The sequence below is a fragment of the Geobacter sulfurreducens PCA genome (assembly GCF_000007985.2).
GTDB classification, from domain to species: Bacteria; Desulfobacterota; Desulfuromonadia; order Geobacterales; family Geobacteraceae; genus Geobacter; species Geobacter sulfurreducens.
Genome location: NC_002939.5, coordinates 1,834,862 through 1,850,257 on the forward strand (window position 1 = coordinate 1,834,862; position 15,396 = coordinate 1,850,257).

14 protein-coding genes are annotated in these 15,396 nt (G+C 59.6%); 9 read left to right on the top strand and 5 right to left on the bottom strand.

Features of this window, described 5'->3' with window-relative positions:
• The first annotated feature begins 46 nt into the window (after positions 1 to 46).
• Positions 47 to 2,521 (top strand): AMP-binding protein, encoded by a 2,475-nt coding sequence (locus GS_RS08365; protein WP_010942320.1) that lies wholly within the window; start codon positions 47 to 49, stop codon positions 2,519 to 2,521.
• Complete coding sequence (locus GS_RS08370; protein ID WP_010942321.1) at positions 2,522 to 5,137, top strand: cation-translocating P-type ATPase; 2,616 nt, start codon at positions 2,522 to 2,524, stop codon at positions 5,135 to 5,137.
• Positions 5,138 to 5,249: 112 nt separating this feature from the next.
• Here GS_RS08370 and GS_RS08375 read toward each other — a convergent pair whose 3' ends face one another.
• Genes GS_RS08375 through GS_RS08385 form a run of 3 tightly spaced genes read right to left on the bottom strand, consistent with a single transcriptional unit; the run spans position 5,250 to position 8,145 of the window.
• A complete protein-coding gene (locus tag GS_RS08375) occupies positions 5,250 to 6,572 on the bottom strand; it encodes a hypothetical protein (protein ID WP_010942322.1) in 1,323 nt (440 codons plus the stop codon).
• 38 nt (positions 6,573 to 6,610) lie between these two features.
• A complete protein-coding gene (locus GS_RS08380; protein WP_010942323.1) occupies positions 6,611 to 7,042 on the bottom strand; it encodes an archease in 432 nt (143 codons plus the stop codon).
• 11 nt (positions 7,043 to 7,053) lie between these two features.
• A complete protein-coding gene (locus GS_RS08385) occupies positions 7,054 to 8,145 on the bottom strand; it encodes a phosphotransacetylase family protein (RefSeq protein WP_010942324.1) in 1,092 nt (363 codons plus the stop codon).
• 379 nt (positions 8,146 to 8,524) lie between these two features.
• Between GS_RS08385 and GS_RS17580 the strand changes: the two genes are divergently transcribed.
• Together GS_RS17580 and GS_RS08395 are read left to right on the top strand one after the other, a co-directional pair.
• Positions 8,525 to 8,755: a hypothetical protein gene (locus GS_RS17580; protein ID WP_235045015.1), complete on the top strand. Its 231-nt coding sequence runs from the start codon at positions 8,525 to 8,527 to the stop codon at positions 8,753 to 8,755.
• On the top strand, positions 8,752 to 9,201 hold the full coding sequence (locus GS_RS08395; protein WP_010942326.1) for a YaaR family protein: 450 nt from the start codon (positions 8,752 to 8,754) through the stop codon (positions 9,199 to 9,201). Before GS_RS17580 ends, GS_RS08395 begins: the two co-directional genes overlap by 4 nt.
• A 44-nt stretch (positions 9,202 to 9,245) precedes the next feature.
• Here the strand turns inward: GS_RS08395 and GS_RS08400 are convergent, their stop codons facing one another.
• Complete coding sequence (locus GS_RS08400) at positions 9,246 to 10,703, bottom strand: RtcB family protein (protein ID WP_010942327.1); 1,458 nt, start codon at positions 10,701 to 10,703, stop codon at positions 9,246 to 9,248.
• 50 nt (positions 10,704 to 10,753) lie between these two features.
• Positions 10,754 to 11,299, bottom strand: coding sequence for an HD domain-containing protein (locus GS_RS08405; protein ID WP_010942328.1), 546 nt, complete (start codon positions 11,297 to 11,299; stop codon positions 10,754 to 10,756).
• Positions 11,300 to 11,465: 166 nt separating this feature from the next.
• On the opposite strand from GS_RS08405, the gene GS_RS08410 reads away from it, so the two are divergent.
• From GS_RS08410 to GS_RS08430, 5 genes are read left to right on the top strand one after another with little or no spacing between them, the layout of a single operon-like run.
• On the top strand, positions 11,466 to 11,930 hold the full coding sequence (locus GS_RS08410) for a deoxycytidylate deaminase (protein WP_010942329.1): 465 nt from the start codon (positions 11,466 to 11,468) through the stop codon (positions 11,928 to 11,930).
• Positions 11,927 to 12,379 carry a transcriptional regulator NrdR gene (gene nrdR / locus GS_RS08415; protein WP_010942330.1) on the top strand — a complete coding sequence of 151 codons (453 nt, stop codon included), beginning with the start codon at positions 11,927 to 11,929 and terminating at the stop codon, positions 12,377 to 12,379. The genes GS_RS08410 and nrdR overlap by 4 nt, the downstream gene beginning before the upstream one ends.
• Before the next feature lie 19 nt (positions 12,380 to 12,398).
• Positions 12,399 to 13,508: a bifunctional diaminohydroxyphosphoribosylaminopyrimidine deaminase/5-amino-6-(5-phosphoribosylamino)uracil reductase RibD gene (ribD, locus tag GS_RS08420; protein WP_010942331.1), complete on the top strand. Its 1,110-nt coding sequence runs from the start codon at positions 12,399 to 12,401 to the stop codon at positions 13,506 to 13,508.
• Complete coding sequence (locus GS_RS08425) at positions 13,493 to 14,146, top strand: riboflavin synthase (RefSeq protein WP_010942332.1); 654 nt, start codon at positions 13,493 to 13,495, stop codon at positions 14,144 to 14,146. The genes ribD and GS_RS08425 overlap by 16 nt, the downstream gene beginning before the upstream one ends.
• A gap of 39 nt (positions 14,147 to 14,185) precedes the next feature.
• Complete coding sequence (locus GS_RS08430) at positions 14,186 to 15,388, top strand: bifunctional 3,4-dihydroxy-2-butanone-4-phosphate synthase/GTP cyclohydrolase II (RefSeq protein WP_010942333.1); 1,203 nt, start codon at positions 14,186 to 14,188, stop codon at positions 15,386 to 15,388.
• The last annotated feature ends 8 nt before the right edge of the window (positions 15,389 to 15,396 follow it).

Consider the following 15,396-nt stretch of genomic DNA (forward strand, 5'->3'; position numbering starts at 1 on the left):
TACTCTATTCGTTCTTCAGTTCACTGATGACGGTATCGGACACGACATGAAAACCCTGGCAGACCTTTTCTCTTCATTCAGCGGCAGAAGCCTTGACACGGCGTTCGTGTTTCGGACCGGCGTGCGGCGGTACCGTTATACCTATGCATTCCTCCATGATTACTCGCTCAGGATGAACGCCTGGCTTGCCGACCGGGGGGTGGGGACCGGGGATCGTGTCGTGCTCTGGGGACCCAATTCACCCTGGTGGGGCATTGCCTTCTGGGGCATCATTGCCCGCGGCGCCATTGTGGTGCCGGTCGACTTCATGTCCGGTGCCGACCGGGCGGATACCATCGCCGGCCTCACCGATGCCCGACTCGTTATCCAGAGCAGGGACAAGCTTGAGCGACTCGCCGGCCGGCCTGCGGTGCTTCTGGAGGAACTGCCCTTCCTTCTGGAGTTGTGCCCGCAGCTAACTACCCGCCACGTGCCCGATCCGGACGATATCGCCGAGTTGATCTACACCTCCGGCACCACCGGAACGCCGAAAGGGGTCATTCTCACCCACCGGAACCTGGTTGCCAACCTGCTCCAGGTGAACCGTCACATCTCCATTGTCAGCAGCGACTACGTGTTTCTTTCGCTCTTGCCCCTGTCGCACATGTTCGAACAGATGGGCGGGTTTCTGACCCCCTTGTACCAGGGCGCATCAGTGGTCTATATCCGTACCCTCAAGCCGTCGGCCATCATGGAAGCTCTGGGAGAAGAGGATGTGCATGCGCTTATCGCCGTGCCGCGCCTTCTCCAGTTACTCAAGGATTCCATCGAGCGGGAGCTTGATGCCCGGGGGCTCGGGCCTGTACTGGCCCGACTGCTGACTGTTGCCGAGCGCCTGCCGGCCCAAAGGCGCAAGCTGCTGTTCGCCCCGATTCACCGGAAATTCGGACGCCACTTTTCCCTGTTCGTTTCAGGGGGAGCGCCCTTGGCCCCGGAGGTGTTCCGCTTCTGGGCCGGGCTCGGATTCACCGTGTTGGAGGGATATGGTCTCACCGAATGTGCGCCGGTCCTCACGGCTAATACGCTTGAGCGGCAGGTGGCCGGCTCCGTGGGACCGGCACTTCCGGGGGTCGAGTTGAAGCTCGTTGACGGTGAAGTAATGACCCGGGGAGACAACGTCTTCCCCGGCTACTACCGCAACGAAGCGGCCACCCGGGATGCCTTTGACGACGGCTGGTTCCGCACGGGCGATCTGGGAGAATTCGACGGTGCGGGGTGGCTACGGATTCTGGGCAGAAAAAAGGAGCTGATCGTCACCGGGGCAGGTGTCAATGTGTTCCCCGACGAGATCGAGTCCATGCTCAACCGGGCTGCCGGCGTGCGCGAATCCTGCGTGATCGGTCTGGACCGCGGGAAAGGGGAAGAGGTTCACGCCGTGTTGATCCCCGATGAGAGCGGTCGTCAGGTGGAGGAGATCATCAACGAGATCAACGGGCGGCTTGACGATCTTCACCGGATCACCGGCTGGTCCATCTGGCCCGACGCTGAGTTTCCCAAGACAACCACCCTCAAGATCAGGAAATTTCTTGTCAAGGAACGGGTTGCCCAGGGAGATGGTACTGGCGGGGCAGGGGGCTCCAGTGACAGACTGTCGCTGATGATAGCCCGGATCACTGGGAACCCGGCTGAAAAGGTAACGGACGACGCGGTGCTGACAACCGATCTGGGGCTCACCTCCATCGGCAGGCTCGAACTGGTCAACGCGATAGAGATGGAATTTCGTCTCGATCTGGAGGACACGGTCATTGGCCCCCACACGCGGGTGGCCGAACTTCGGGAGGTCATCCGTCTCCGGTCAAAGGTCCACAGCCGCGAGCGGTTTAGGTTCTGGACCGCCCGCCCCGTGGCACTGGCTGTACGGCGGGTGTTGGACATGATCCTTCATGGTCCTTTGATCAGGCACTACGCCAGTTTGAAGGTAGAAGGGGGGGAACATCTGGGTGGGCTGGACGGTCCGGTCCTGTTCGTCTCCAATCACCTCAGTTACTTCGATCACCCTGTTATCATGTCCGCTCTTCCCTCGGAATGGCGCTATACAACCGCCACGGCTGCTTGGGAGGAGTTTTTCTTCCGGAATTATAAGAACTTCGCGCAAAAGATCTGGAAACGCCTTGCCTACGAGTACGCATCGGTAGCCTTTACCGTGTTTCCGCTTCCCCAGAGTCGCGGTTTCCGGGGAGCGCTTCGTTTCATGGGGGGACTGGCGGACCGGGGAATGAGCATACTGGTGTTCCCCGAGGGCGAACGTTCGCGCGACGGTACCTTGCTGCCGTTTCGACCGGGTCTCGGGGTGATGGTCCGGGAACTGGCCATTCCCGTGGTTCCGGTGCGAATCCGTGGGCTTGAACAGGTATTTCCCCGCGGAGCCTCCTGGCCCGCCAGGGGCGAAGTGCGGGTGACCTTTGGCAAGGCCATCCGCTTTACCCTGGAGTCACCTGCTGAAATAGTCGCTGCGGCGCGTACGGCCGTGGAGGATCTCTAATTGACGGAATGGCACCACATATCCATTGAAGATGCTCTGACCAGACTCGAAACCTCCCTCACCGGGCTTGATAGTGATGAGGTCCGCCGGCGCCTGGCGGCATACGGTCCGAATGAACTGGAGGAAAAGGCCCGGCGGACGCCCCTTGTTATGTTCCTTGGCCAGTTTACCGATTTCATGATCATTGTGCTGATCGGCGCGGCAGTGGTGGCCGGCATCATCGGCGAGCCGGGGGACGCTGCGCCCATCATCACCATTGTCGTGCTCAACGCCGTTATCGGCTTTGCTCAGGAATATCGCGCCGAGCGCGCCATGGCCGCCCTTCGGGAGATGTCCGGCAACTACGCTGCGGTGCTGCGCAGCGGCGAGCATCTGAGCGTGCCCGCCCGAGAGATCGTCCCTGGCGATCTGGTCCTTCTGGAGGCGGGAAACGTGGTGCCGGCCGACGTACGCCTTGCGGAAGCGGTGCATCTGAAGACCGTGGAAGCGGCTCTTACCGGGGAATCGCTTCCCGCTGAGAAACTCTCGGAACAGCTTTTCGATTCGGATTTGCCGTTGGGCGATCGGCGCAATATGGCCTACAAGGGAACGGTGGTCGCCTACGGCCGCGGCATCGGCATCGCAGTCGCCACGGGGATGGGAACCGAGCTCGGCCGGATTGCCGCGATGCTGCAACAGGAGGCAGGAACAAAAACCCCGCTCCAGCGGCGTCTCGCCGATTTCGGCAAGCGCCTTGCGCTGGCGGTGCTCGCCATTTGCGCGGTGGTATTCACACTGGGGCTGCTGCGGGGAGAGCCTCTCCTCCTCATGCTGCTAACCTCCATATCCCTGGCAGTTGCCGCTATCCCGGAGGCTCTGCCGGCAGTGGTGACCATCACTCTTGCCTTGGGTGCGCGCAAGATGGTCCGCCAGAATGCCCTTATCCGCAGACTTCCCGCCGTGGAGACCCTCGGTTCGGTCACCTATGTCTGCTCCGACAAGACCGGCACCCTGACCCTTAACAAGATGACCGTGGAGAACGTCTGGCCGGGCGATCTTGAGGGTACCGACGCCGGCTCATCCGGCGTATCAGCCGCAACACTTTTCACGACGGCTCTGGTCCTGTGTAACGATGCGCGTGAAGACTCGGAAGGAGGTCTTGTCGGCGACCCCACCGAAACGGCTCTTCTTGCCTACGGGCGTGCCTGCGGCGTGATCCGCACCGAAATCGAGGCCCTCCACCCGCGGGTGGCCGAACTTCCCTTTGATTCTGAACGCAAATGTATGACTACCTTTCACCGGGATGGCGATACCGTCCTGGCCTTTACCAAGGGTGCGGTCGAAGTGCTCACGGCCCGGTCGGTGGCGATGCTTACCAACAACGGGGAGGTCCCCCTGGACCGGCAAGAGATCGAGCGCGTAACGGTTGAAATGGCCGCCCGTGGCCTCCGGGTGCTTGCCCTGGCCATGCGCCGCTGGCCGTATCTGCCCGACCGGCTGGAAAGTGATGAGGTTGAGAGCGATCTGATTTTTCTCGGTCTTGCCGGCATGATGGATCCCCCCCGCGAGGAGGCTGCCGAGGCGGTTGCCCAGTGCCGGAACGCGGGCATCACCCCAGTGATGATAACCGGCGACCACCCGCTCACGGCCCGTATCATTGCCCGGCGATTGGCAATCCTTGAAGATGACGGCGACGCGGTGCTGACCGGACGGGATCTGGCGGAACTGAGCCCGGAAGAGTTTGAGGCGCGGGTGGAGCAGATCCGGGTCTATGCGCGGGTGGCCCCCGAGCAGAAGCTCACGATCGTCAAGGCGCTCCAGAACCGGGGGCATTTCGTGGCCATGACCGGCGATGGGGTCAACGACGCGCCGGCGCTCAAGCGCGCGGATATCGGTATTGCCATGGGAATAACCGGCACGGATGTCTCAAAAGAGGCATCGGCCATGGTGCTGCTGGACGATAATTTCGCCACTATTGTCAGGGCCGTACGGGAGGGGCGCCGGATCTACGCCAATATCCTCAAGTTTATTACCTACTCGATCACCTCGAACATCGGGACTCTCGTGGCCATAACGCTTGCACCGTTTTTCGGGTTGCCGCTGCCGTTGCTCCCCATTCAGATACTCTGGCTGAACCTTCTTTGCGACAGCCTGCCGGGGCTTGCCCTGGCAGGAGAACCCGCTGAGCGGGATGTGATGAGTCGACCGCCCGTCGACCCGAAGGAAGGGGTTTTTGCTGGAGGGAGAGGATATTACGCGGCCGGCTATGGCTTGGTGATCGGGGCCGCGGCATTGGCATTTCAGGCTATTGCCCTGCGGATGAGGCTGCCGTGGCAGACAATGGTCTTCACGTTTTTGGTTTTGAACCGCATGGCAGTGGTGCTTGCGGTCCGCTCCGACCGGACTTCGCTGCTGCGCATCGGCATTATGTCCAACCGGCCCCTCGTCGGTGCCATCGTTATTACGTTCTGTCTTCAGCTTGCCGTCGTTTTTACCCCGGCCCTCAATCCCCTGTTTCACACGGAACCGTTATCGGTCCGAGCACTTGTCGCTACGGTTGTGCTGGCGATGGGGATGGTTCTTTTGTCCGAGCTCCAGAAAGGGGTGTTGAGGTGGCGGCGAGGTAGTTCGCGGTAAAGATGTAGTCATCCAGATAATCGCGCTTGCCGTCACCATTCAGATCGCCTGCCTGCCCCGGCCCTCAATCCCCTGTTTCACACGGAACCGTTATCGGTCCGAGCACTTGTCGCTACGGTTGTGCTGGCGATGGGGATGGTTCTTTTGTCCGAGCTCCAGAAAGGGGTGTTGAGGTGGCGGCGAGGTAGTTCGCGGTAAAGATGTAGTCATCCAGATAATCGCGCTTGCCGTCACCATTCAGATCGCCTGCCTGCCCCTGCTCTCCGCCCCGTTGAGCGATGAACGCCGTAAAGTCGGCTTCGGTCAGAGGTTCCCCCTCCTTCGGTTTGATATTAATGCGGGGGGCCACCGTCAAGGGGTAGACCACACTGTCCTCTCCTGACAAGACGGTCAGGACTGCCTCGCTGACACCTCTGTCGGGCAGAGTCTTGACAGCCCAAAACCCGCCCGGCTCACGTGTCAGAGCCAGGAGGCGCGCACCTTTCAGAATGAAAAGGGGCGTTGCTCCATCGTCCCCGGTAGCCTTCAGAGTGAGAGTCACAATGGATTCGCCGTCACTGAGCCCGATCGGTGGCGTCTGGGAGATCCCCTGCGCGACGGGCTCGCTGAAAAGATCCATGAGCGCGGACGGAGTCCTTTCACCTGCTTCTGCCTGGAAACGGCTCAGGATGCTCCGGTACTCGACATGCTCGGGAGACCTGCTGGGTGAAGGGGGGGGCGTAGCATCGGGCTGCGACGGCAGCTCTGGCTGAGCCGTCGGCGTGACCTCTTCATCGTGCTGCAGTTCATCCTCGGGTTGTTCTTGTTCCTCGTGGGGGGGAGGCGGAGTTTCGCCTCCATCGTGGACGTCTGGGCGAACTGTCATCGAGGTTGCGCCAAATTGAGAGGTCTCCAGACCATTAGAGGATGTGCCCTGATCATTCTGGGTCGTAAAACTATCACCACTTTTCACTGTTTCGTCAGCAACTGTGGCGCTAGAATTGCCAGAGGAACCGGAAGTAGTCGAGTTGTTCGACGTGTCCTGATTCTTTTCCGATTTGACGTAGTCCGCGGTGATGGTGCATGCAAGGGTTGGGGGTGTCGTTACGCGGGCGAAGCGGATGCGCGCCACTGTGCCTGAAAGATGGAGGGGCTGTTGCGTTGACGCGTAAATCAGAAGTCCGTCCGAGCGGGGAGTGGAATTGAAAAAAGTCCACTGGGCGGTTCCCTCTTGCGAAACCGGTTGCTTGCTCGCAAGCCTATTTTCATCACTGTAACCGACCTTCAGGATAATCGATTGGACGTTGGAGATTGAACCGTTGGTCTTGATGATATAGTCGTTCCCGCCAGCGGAAGTGAGGCTCATGAAGTCACATGTACCGCCGAAGGCCATTGAATTGGCCAGAAAACAGGGGATAAGGCATGCCGCAACTGCCGTGATCGAGTTGATCTTCATTAAAAACATCCTCCGCGGATGGCTTGAGTTTATTCTCCCTATATATCAAGCACCACCCGGGCCCACCAATCATTTTCTTGCCGCCAGACCGAAAAAAGATGCAGAGTTACCGCCTTCACATCGACCATCATGGGATGGCGCTCATTATCGATCCGCTCGCCGCGGGCGATGGCATCGAGGTGCAGGACCTCCTCGGTCTCGGTGATCATGATCCGGGGGACCCTGAGCAGGAAACATCGGGCGTCTTTAAGAAAGATCAGTTCCTGGAGAAACGAGAACAAAAGAAGGTCTAATTCTTCGTTTGCAAGAGAGATGACGATCTCTTCAGTCGGGGTGACCGACGCGAGGTCGTCGACCATGACATTGGTGAGGGCATCAGCCGCAGCGCAGAACATCTCTTCACGAGTTTCACCCCACGCTTCAAAGGCGACGTCGGCCGTGGCGATATCTGGCAGATAGCGATAGGGCATGGCGCAGGCAATCAGAGCAGAGCGTCTATTGCCTCGAAATCGATTTCGTTCTCGGCATTTGCCCTGATCCAGTTGAGCTTTTCCTGGTCCTCGGCAGTGATCTTGGAAACGTCCTCCATAAGCGTTGTGAACACTCGCGCCGTGGAGTCATGAACCCGGATGTAGGGGATCATGCTGTCGTCCAGAATCTGCTGGGTTATTTCCGATACCGGCATGTGACCAGCAATGACGAGGCCTGCGATCTTGTCCCTATAGGATGGGATATGATACAGAGACGACAGGGTGACGATCAGCTCATCCCGTGAACTGGTGAGGACCAGCAGTGTGGCATCCTCCAGGGCGTCCACCACCCGTTGGGACGATGCCGCTCCCAGGTGAATGTGGTGGATGATCCGGCTGTGCCCGTCCGCGTCGCCATGAACGGGGAGATTGAGAAGTTTTCCGATATGGGAAAGGGTCGGGTTTGCCAGGACGGGAGAATAGTTGAAGCCACCGGTAACCTGGAGTGAACGCCCCGGGAACCCCCGCCTGAGGAAGCCGAGGATCGAGTCCCGCTTGTCTGAGCGGAGCTTGTTGACGATGACCATCCGGACGTCGGCCTCCTCCTTTTCGTAGAGGGCCAGGTTGAGGTGCACGGCATCGATGGCGCTGCCGATACCGCTGTCAGTCACCACGATTACCGGTGCCCCGAGCATATGGGCTACACAGGCATTGCTGAGACCGATGACGGAGCCGACTCCGCAGTGGCCGGCACCCTCGATAATCAGGAAGTCATAGCTCTGGTCAAGTATTTCGAATGCTTCGACAATCTTTTTTTTGAGAGTATGGCAGTCAAACTTGCCGCTCAGGTAGTCGCGGGTGAAGTTCTTGGGGAGGGGCACGGGATTCATGAGGGCCAGGTCTTCTTCCAGGCCGAAGGTCCGCGCCATGAGGATGGCGTCCATGTCGACGGTGAGGCCGTTGTACATCTCGATCTTGGGGCCGATGGGCTTGATGAAGCCGACCCTCTGGTATTTCTGTCGCGCCAAGTGCATGAGCGAGACGCTCATGGTTGTTTTTCCGCAGTTTTGTCCTGTAGCGCCGATAAAGACTTTTTTGGCCATGGTCCCCCCGATTGCGTAGGTAATTCACTCGGAAGCATGAAGGCTGCCGGCTGCGCGGAATACGGTGCCGACAGCTTTGTTTCGCATTATTTTGCATGCAGTATACACAATTGCATGCCCAACGGGGCGAAAAAAGAGCCTTATCCGCCCATGTCCGGCGAAACTATACCGAAGTCAATGCCGTGCCGTCGTCTAAGGCACTGTTCCTGCATCGGCAACGGGAACGTCTCTCTGGTGTGGGTGGAACGTGAAATATTTCCTGATCATTTTGACATCACTCGCGGTTCTTTGGGGCTGCTCCCCCGTGGGCACCCAGATGCGGGCCTGGAAGGGCGCCCCTTTGGACGAATTGATAATCCGAGCGGGGGCTCCCTCGTCGGTGTCTGCCGACATGGGGGGATACCGGCTGTACCATTGGTACGAAGACCGCGGTGCGGTCTACACCTACGGCGGCATGGTGAATCTGAGCTGCGACAGGACCATCGGCGTGGATGACGATGACGTCATCATCTCAGTCGATTGGCGCGGCAACTGCATCGCGCCTGCCGATTCGCCCTGGGAGCGCACCAACGATATGCAGAACACAGAGAACACAGGAGTCAGTCAATGAGGATCAGTGATCGCCTTTCTTCCCGCGATGTGGACAAAAAGGGAAAGCAGGAATCTCTTAGCCGGTCGGACGTTGCCGGATCACCGTTTGTCCGGACTCTTACTCGAAACCGGTCTGAGTTCGAAAACTACGAGCAGGAATTGCAGGTCCTCAAGGATGAACTGGATAAGGTCGGCAACGAGCTGGAGCGGGAGCCGACCATTGCAAATTTCCGCACGTTTCGCGATCTCATCGGCCGAATCACGAAAAACGTCACATCCCATGCCTACCGCCTCCAGCGGGTAGGGGGGACGACCCTCAACCCCCGCTGCTTCGAAATCATCACCGTGATCGACCGGGAGGCCGACAATCTCTATCGCCTCATCATGACCGAGAACAAAGATCGTCTCGCCATCACCAACAAGATACTTGAGCTCAAGGGCCTGGTCGTTGATCTGAAAATCTGAATGCACGAGCCCATTGCCCGCGTCAAAATTTCAGCATCACCTGCTCAACCTTTGACATTTCCGATGGGCACGAGCCGTGCGACCCGCCGGCTCAGATGCGACAACTCAGTGGCCTCGGCCACGTCATCAATGTTTTTGTAGGCCTGCCCCGCCTCTTCCGCCAGTCCTCCCCAGGACGCGGTCCGCACGTAAATGCCGCGCTCCTCCATATCCCGCTGCAGCTTCTGTCCCTTGATCAACTTTTTCGCCTGATGGCGGCTCATGGTCCGGCCGCTGCCGTGGGCCGTGGTGAAAAAGGTGTCGCCGCCTCCCGGGTCGCCTGCCAGCAGATAGGAGCCGGTTTCCATGCTGCCGCCGATAATGACCGGCTGGCCCGTTTCCCGGTAGCGGGCGGGAATCCCCTCCATGCCGGGGCCAAAGGCCCGGGTGGCCCCCTTGCGATGAACCAGCAGTTCGCGTTTTTTCCCGTCCACCAGGTGGGTCTCCAGCTTGGCGGTGTTGTGGGCCACGTCGTAGACCATATCCATGCCCAGATCGCCCGGGTCGCGACCGAATACGTCCGAGAAGACCTCGCGGATGCGATGGAGGATGACTTGGCGATTGGCAAAGGCCATGTTCACCGCGCACTTCATGGCGGCAAAGTAGTCCTGCCCCTCGCGGGAGCGGAAGGGGGCACAGGCGAGTTCGCGGTCATTGGTGCGGATGCCGTACTTTTTCTCCATGACCGACAGGAAGAGCTGGAGATAGTCGGTGGCCACCTGGTGGCCGAAGCCGCGGCTGCCGCAGTGGAACATGATCACCACCTGGTTCGGCACGGTAATGCCGAATGCCCGGGCGGTATCCTCGTCGAAAATGTTCTCGGGGCGGGCCACCTGGACTTCCAGGTAGTGGTTGCCCGAGCCGAGGGTCCCGATCTGGTTGTATCCCCGGTCAACGGCTCTCTGGCTGACCTTCGTGGCATCGGCTCCAGTGAAGCAGCCATGTTCTTCGGTCATCTCCAGGTCTTCGGGCCAGGCATAGCCATGTTTCAGGCACCACGATGAGCCCTGCTCGGCCACGCGGCAGAACTCATCGTGGGACAGCCGCACAAAACCATGGCTCCCGACCCCGGCCGGCACCCGGTAGAAGAGGGCATCCACCAGTTCGCGCAGGCGCGGCTTCACCTCTTCGTAGGTGAGAGTGGTCAGGACCAGCCGCATGCCACAGTTGATATCGAAGCCGATGCCGCCGGGAGAAATGACCCCCGTCTCCGGGTCCATGGCCGCCAGACCGCCGATGGGAAAGCCGTACCCCCAGTGGCCGTCAGGCATGCAGAAGGCGTATTTCTGGATGCCCGGCAGACAGGCCACGTTGGATACCTGCTCGAAAACGCCAGCATCCATGGCGTTGATGAGTTTTTCCGTGGCAATGATGCGGGCGGGAACGAGCATTCCCTTTTTGTAGCTTACGGGAAGCTCCCAAACCGTTGCAGATATTCTCTTCAGCGCTGCCGGTGCCGCCATGGCTCGTTCACCTCTCCTGTGAGTGAATCCTTCACTGTTCACTGTTTCAACTATACCGCAAATTCAGCCAACCACTCCTCGAAGATGGCAACCTTATGGTCGCCGTAACGCCGCAGATTCGCTCTCACTTCGTCGGGGTGCTTTTCGTGGTCGAGGGAGCGGGGTTTTTTGGAAAAGAACAGGTCGGCAAAGCAGACGATTCGCTCTTCCCGGGTAAGGGGGACCATGTCGCGCCGAGGCAGGGGCAGACTCTGACGTTCGATGTCCTCGACGGTGAGGCCGACACCGATATGACGTTCGCAGACGAGGGCGTGCCGGGGGAGCCCCTCGGCCTCCAGAATCTCCCGACCGATGATGCCGTGGAGGATATAGGGGGCCTCGCCGGTGCAGCCGATGCCCGTGGAATTGGTCCGGCAGACGCCGATGTCGTGGAGCAGGGCCGCTTCTTCTATGAACCGAAGATCGAGCAACGGGTCCCGGAGCCGACGCGCCACTGCCAGGGCCTTGGCCGCCACGTGGCGGCTATGGGCGAGCACGATGCCGCAGGCTGTAGTTGCCGGGCCGAAATGACGAGTGAGCAGGTTTTCAGGGGTCATGGGCAAACCTCTTTCGCGCTGGCAGTAATGTCTCATTATCCGAACCTTGGCGTTCCTCTGTCAATCATGCATTTGCCCGGTGCAACCCCGCGTCAAAGGGCTAATTTCTTGACCTTTCAGGGATCATCGGTGTATTCTGGCGCGTATTTCCCGCACTGGAGACCTCATGACCCGACCCACCTGGGACGAATATTTTATGGAGATCACACACCTGGTGGCTAAACGCTCGACCTGTTTGCGACGCCAGGTGGGAGCGGTCATCGTCAAGGACAAGAACATCCTTGCCACCGGTTACAACGGCGCACCTTCCGGCGTGGCCCACTGTCTCGACGTGGGATGCCTGAGAGAGAGACTCGGCATCCCGTCCGGCGAGCGACATGAACTCTGCCGCGGCCTCCACGCCGAGCAGAACGCCATCATCCAGGCGGCCAAGCACGGCACCAATATCGACGGGGGCACCCTTTACTGCACTACCATGCCGTGCATCATCTGTTCGAAGATGCTCATCAATGCCGGCATCCGGCGCATCGTGTACGAAGAGGGATACTCGGATGACCTTGCCCGCGAGATGATCGGCGAATCCGGCGTAGCAGTGGAGCGTTTCTCGGACTTGAAAGGAAGAGCGTCATGAAATGTCCGTTCTGCGGTCAACTCGACAGCAAGGTGGTGGACTCGCGCCCCGATAAGGGTGGGGCGGCTATCCGCCGCCGGCGCGAATGCGAGTCGTGCGGCAAGCGGTTCACAACCCACGAACGGATCGAGGAAGTCTTGCCCCTGGTACTCAAGAAAGACGGACGCCGCGAGCCATTCGACCGGCTCAAGCTTATCGCAGGCATTCAGAAGGCCTGTGAAAAGCGACAGGTGTCCCGGGAAACCATCGAACGGCTCGTGGACCGGCTGGAGGCCCGCCTGCCGGAACTCGGAGAAAAGGAAGTGCCGAGTACCACCATCGGTGAATGGGTCATGACCGAGCTCCATGACATAGATGAGGTGGCGTACGTCCGCTTTGCTTCGGTCTATCGTTCCTTCAAGGATGTCAACGAGTTTATGTCCGAGCTCCAGGATCTTCTCAAGAAGTAGCAGTCTCACTCCCAATCCCATGACATCTTTTCATGAAAACATGATGCGGCGTGCCCTTTCTCTCGCCCGGAAAGGCATTGGCAAGACATCCCCCAACCCTGTGGTAGGGTGTGTGATCGTGCGTGAGGGTGTCGTGGTCGGAGAGGGGTGGCACCGCAAGGCCGGCACCCCCCATGCGGAGGTCCACGCGTTGCGCGAAGCCGGCCCGCTGGCTCGCGGAGCTGATGTCTATGTGACGCTCGAACCATGCTCCCACTTCGGCCGCACCCCCCCGTGCGCAGATGCCCTGGTTGCTGCGGGAGTAGCACGTGTCTTCGTGGGCATGGTCGATCCGAACCCCACGGTCTGCGGCAAGGGGATCACCCGCCTCGAAGCGGTAGGTATTCAGGTAATTACCGGCGTGTTGGGTAAGGAGTGTCGGCTGATCAATGAACCCTTTGTGAAGCACGTGTCAACAGGGCTTCCTTTTCTCACCCTCAAGAGCGCTCTTACCCTTGATGGGAAGACAGCTACTGCGCTTGGTGACTCACGCTGGATAACTAACGATAAATCAAGACGATATGTGCATCAGCTTCGAGCAGAGGTAGATGCCGTTATGGTGGGAGTCGGAACCCTGCTGGCCGATAACCCCGAACTAACCGTGCGCCACGTGAAGGGGAAAAATCCTCTCAGAATCATTGTGGACAGCAGCCTAAAGATACCAAATGAGTCGCGGGTGCTGGGAGACGACTTGGCCCGCGGCACCATCATCGCGACCACGTCGGATGATCAGGAGCGAATCGGGTTTCTGGAGACGCGGGGAGCGCAGGTCATCCGTTGCGCATCCGACAAAGGTCGCGTGGACCTGCGGGATCTCATGCAGCGCCTCGGCGCCAAGGGAATCCAGTCGATCCTGCTGGAGGGGGGGAGCGAACTGGCTGGTGCGGCTCTCCGTCAAGGACTGATCGACAAGTTCATTCTCTTTTACGCCCCCATAGTTCTGGGCGGTGCCGCCGGCATCGGGTTGTTCGGCGGAAAATCGGTGGAGCGCATGGGGCGGGCATTTCGCCTGGAAACGGCGCGGGTGCGGCGTTTCGGCGGCGACGTCATGATCGAGGCCTATCCGGAGGAAGCATGTTCACTGGATTGATTGAAGACGTGGGTACCGCGCGGCGGTTGGAGCGCCGGGGAGAGGCGGCACGCCTTGCCGTGGCCACAGCGCTGCCGCTTGAGTCCGTGAATCTGGGCGACTCGGTCGCGGTCAATGGTGCCTGTCTCACGGTGGTAGCAAAAGGGGGGGGCGAACTCACCTTCGATGTTTCCCCCGAGTCATTGGAACGTACCACGATCGGCAGTCTGGCAACGGGAGCTCCGGTAAACCTGGAGCGGGCTCTCCGTCTTGGAGACCGTCTCGGCGGCCACCTGGTGACGGGTCATGTGGATTTGGTGGCAACGGTCGAGGGGCGTCGCGAGGTGTCCGGCAACATCCTGTTCACCTTCCGGATGGCTTCCGGATTCAGCCGTTACCTGGTGGCCAAGGGCTCGGTGGCCGTGGACGGTATCAGCCTGACGGTAAACAGGGTTGACGCCGACTCGTTTTCGGTCAATGTCATTCCCCATACCGCGGTGAAAACGACCCTGGAGCACCTTCGGCCGGGCGACCGGGTCAATATTGAGACGGACATTCTCGGCAAATACATCGAACGACTCCTGGGAGGCGGTACGGAACCCTCAAAGGGGGACGGCGGGGTAACCCTTGAGCTTCTTGCAAAGAACGGATTTTTGTGAGATATGAAATGATTACCTATGTAAGGGACGGAGAGACCAATGCCGGTTGCACGTATTGAGGAAGCAATTGAAGATATCCGCCAAGGCAAGATGGTGATTCTGGTGGACGATGAGGACCGTGAGAACGAAGGCGACCTGACCATGGCCGCGGAAATGGTGACCCCCGAGGCGATCAACTTCATGGCCCGGTTCGGGCGGGGGCTCATCTGTCTCACCATGACGACCGAACGGTGCGATCATCTCCAACTGCCACTCATGGTTTCGGCAAACACTTCCTCGTTCGGCACGGCCTTCACCGTATCCATCGAGGCAAAACGGGGGGTGACAACCGGCATCTCAGCGGCGGACCGGGCCCACACCATTCTGACCGCTGTTGCCGATGACGCAAAGGCAGATGACCTCGCCCGTCCGGGCCATGTGTTCCCGCTGCGGGCCAAGCCGGGCGGAGTGCTCGTTCGTGCCGGCCAAACCGAAGGCTCGGTCGATCTGGCTCGTCTTGCCGGACTCAAGCCCGCCGGCGTCATTTGTGAGATCATGAACGATGACGGCACCATGGCGCGAATGCCGCAACTCAAGGTTTTCGCCAAGGAGCACGGAATCAGGATCTGCACCATCGCGGATCTGGTGGCCTATCGGCTCAAGCACGAGTCCCTGGTGAGGCGTGCGGCAGACGTGCTTCTGCCCACGGATTTCGGGGAATTCAGGGCCATTGCATTTGAGAACGACGTTGACCGACTGGAGCACTTGGCGCTGGTTAAGGGAGAGATCAGGGGGGATGAGCCGGTGCTCGTCCGGGTGCATTCCGAGTGCATGACCGGCGACGTTTTCGGCAGCCTGCGCTGCGACTGCGGCAGCCAGCTCCATCGGGCTATGGAAATGATCGAGGCCGAAGGGCGCGGGGTCATCCTCTACATGCGCCAGGAAGGGCGCGGTATCGGTCTGTTCAACAAGTTAAAAGCCTATGCCCTGCAGGACGAAGGGAAAGACACGGTGGAGGCGAACCTGGCCCTGGGCTTCAAGCCGGACCTGCGTGATTATGGCATCGGCGCCCAGATTCTCGTGAACCTGGGGGTGCGGAACATCAGGCTTCTGACCAACAACCCCCGCAAACTGATCGGCCTCCAGGGTTACGGCATCAATATCGTGGAGCGAGTTCCCATCGAAATTCCGCCCACCACTACGAATCTCGACTATCTCAAGGCCAAGCGCGAAAAGCTCGGCCATTTGCTGGAAAATATCTGAGGAGGATA

Excerpts from the sequence above, each read along its gene's own strand:
- GS_RS08365 (WP_010942320.1), top strand. The coding sequence starts at position 47 with ATGAAAACCCTGGCAGACCTTTTCTCTTCATTCAGCGGCAGAAGCCTT.
- GS_RS08375 (WP_010942322.1), bottom strand. The coding sequence starts at position 6,572 with ATGAAGATCAACTCGATCACGGCAGTTGCGGCATGCCTTATCCCCTGT.
- GS_RS08380 (WP_010942323.1), bottom strand. The coding sequence starts at position 7,042 with ATGCCCTATCGCTATCTGCCAGATATCGCCACGGCCGACGTCGCCTTT.
- GS_RS08385 (WP_010942324.1), bottom strand. The coding sequence starts at position 8,145 with ATGGCCAAAAAAGTCTTTATCGGCGCTACAGGACAAAACTGCGGAAAA.
- GS_RS08395 (WP_010942326.1), top strand. The coding sequence starts at position 8,752 with ATGAGGATCAGTGATCGCCTTTCTTCCCGCGATGTGGACAAAAAGGGA.
- GS_RS08400 (WP_010942327.1), bottom strand. The coding sequence starts at position 10,703 with ATGGCGGCACCGGCAGCGCTGAAGAGAATATCTGCAACGGTTTGGGAG.
- GS_RS08405 (WP_010942328.1), bottom strand. The coding sequence starts at position 11,299 with ATGACCCCTGAAAACCTGCTCACTCGTCATTTCGGCCCGGCAACTACA.
- GS_RS08410 (WP_010942329.1), top strand. The coding sequence starts at position 11,466 with ATGACCCGACCCACCTGGGACGAATATTTTATGGAGATCACACACCTG.
- nrdR (WP_010942330.1), top strand. The coding sequence starts at position 11,927 with ATGAAATGTCCGTTCTGCGGTCAACTCGACAGCAAGGTGGTGGACTCG.
- ribD (WP_010942331.1), top strand. The coding sequence starts at position 12,399 with ATGACATCTTTTCATGAAAACATGATGCGGCGTGCCCTTTCTCTCGCC.
- GS_RS08425 (WP_010942332.1), top strand. The coding sequence starts at position 13,493 with ATGTTCACTGGATTGATTGAAGACGTGGGTACCGCGCGGCGGTTGGAG.
- GS_RS08430 (WP_010942333.1), top strand. The coding sequence starts at position 14,186 with ATGCCGGTTGCACGTATTGAGGAAGCAATTGAAGATATCCGCCAAGGC.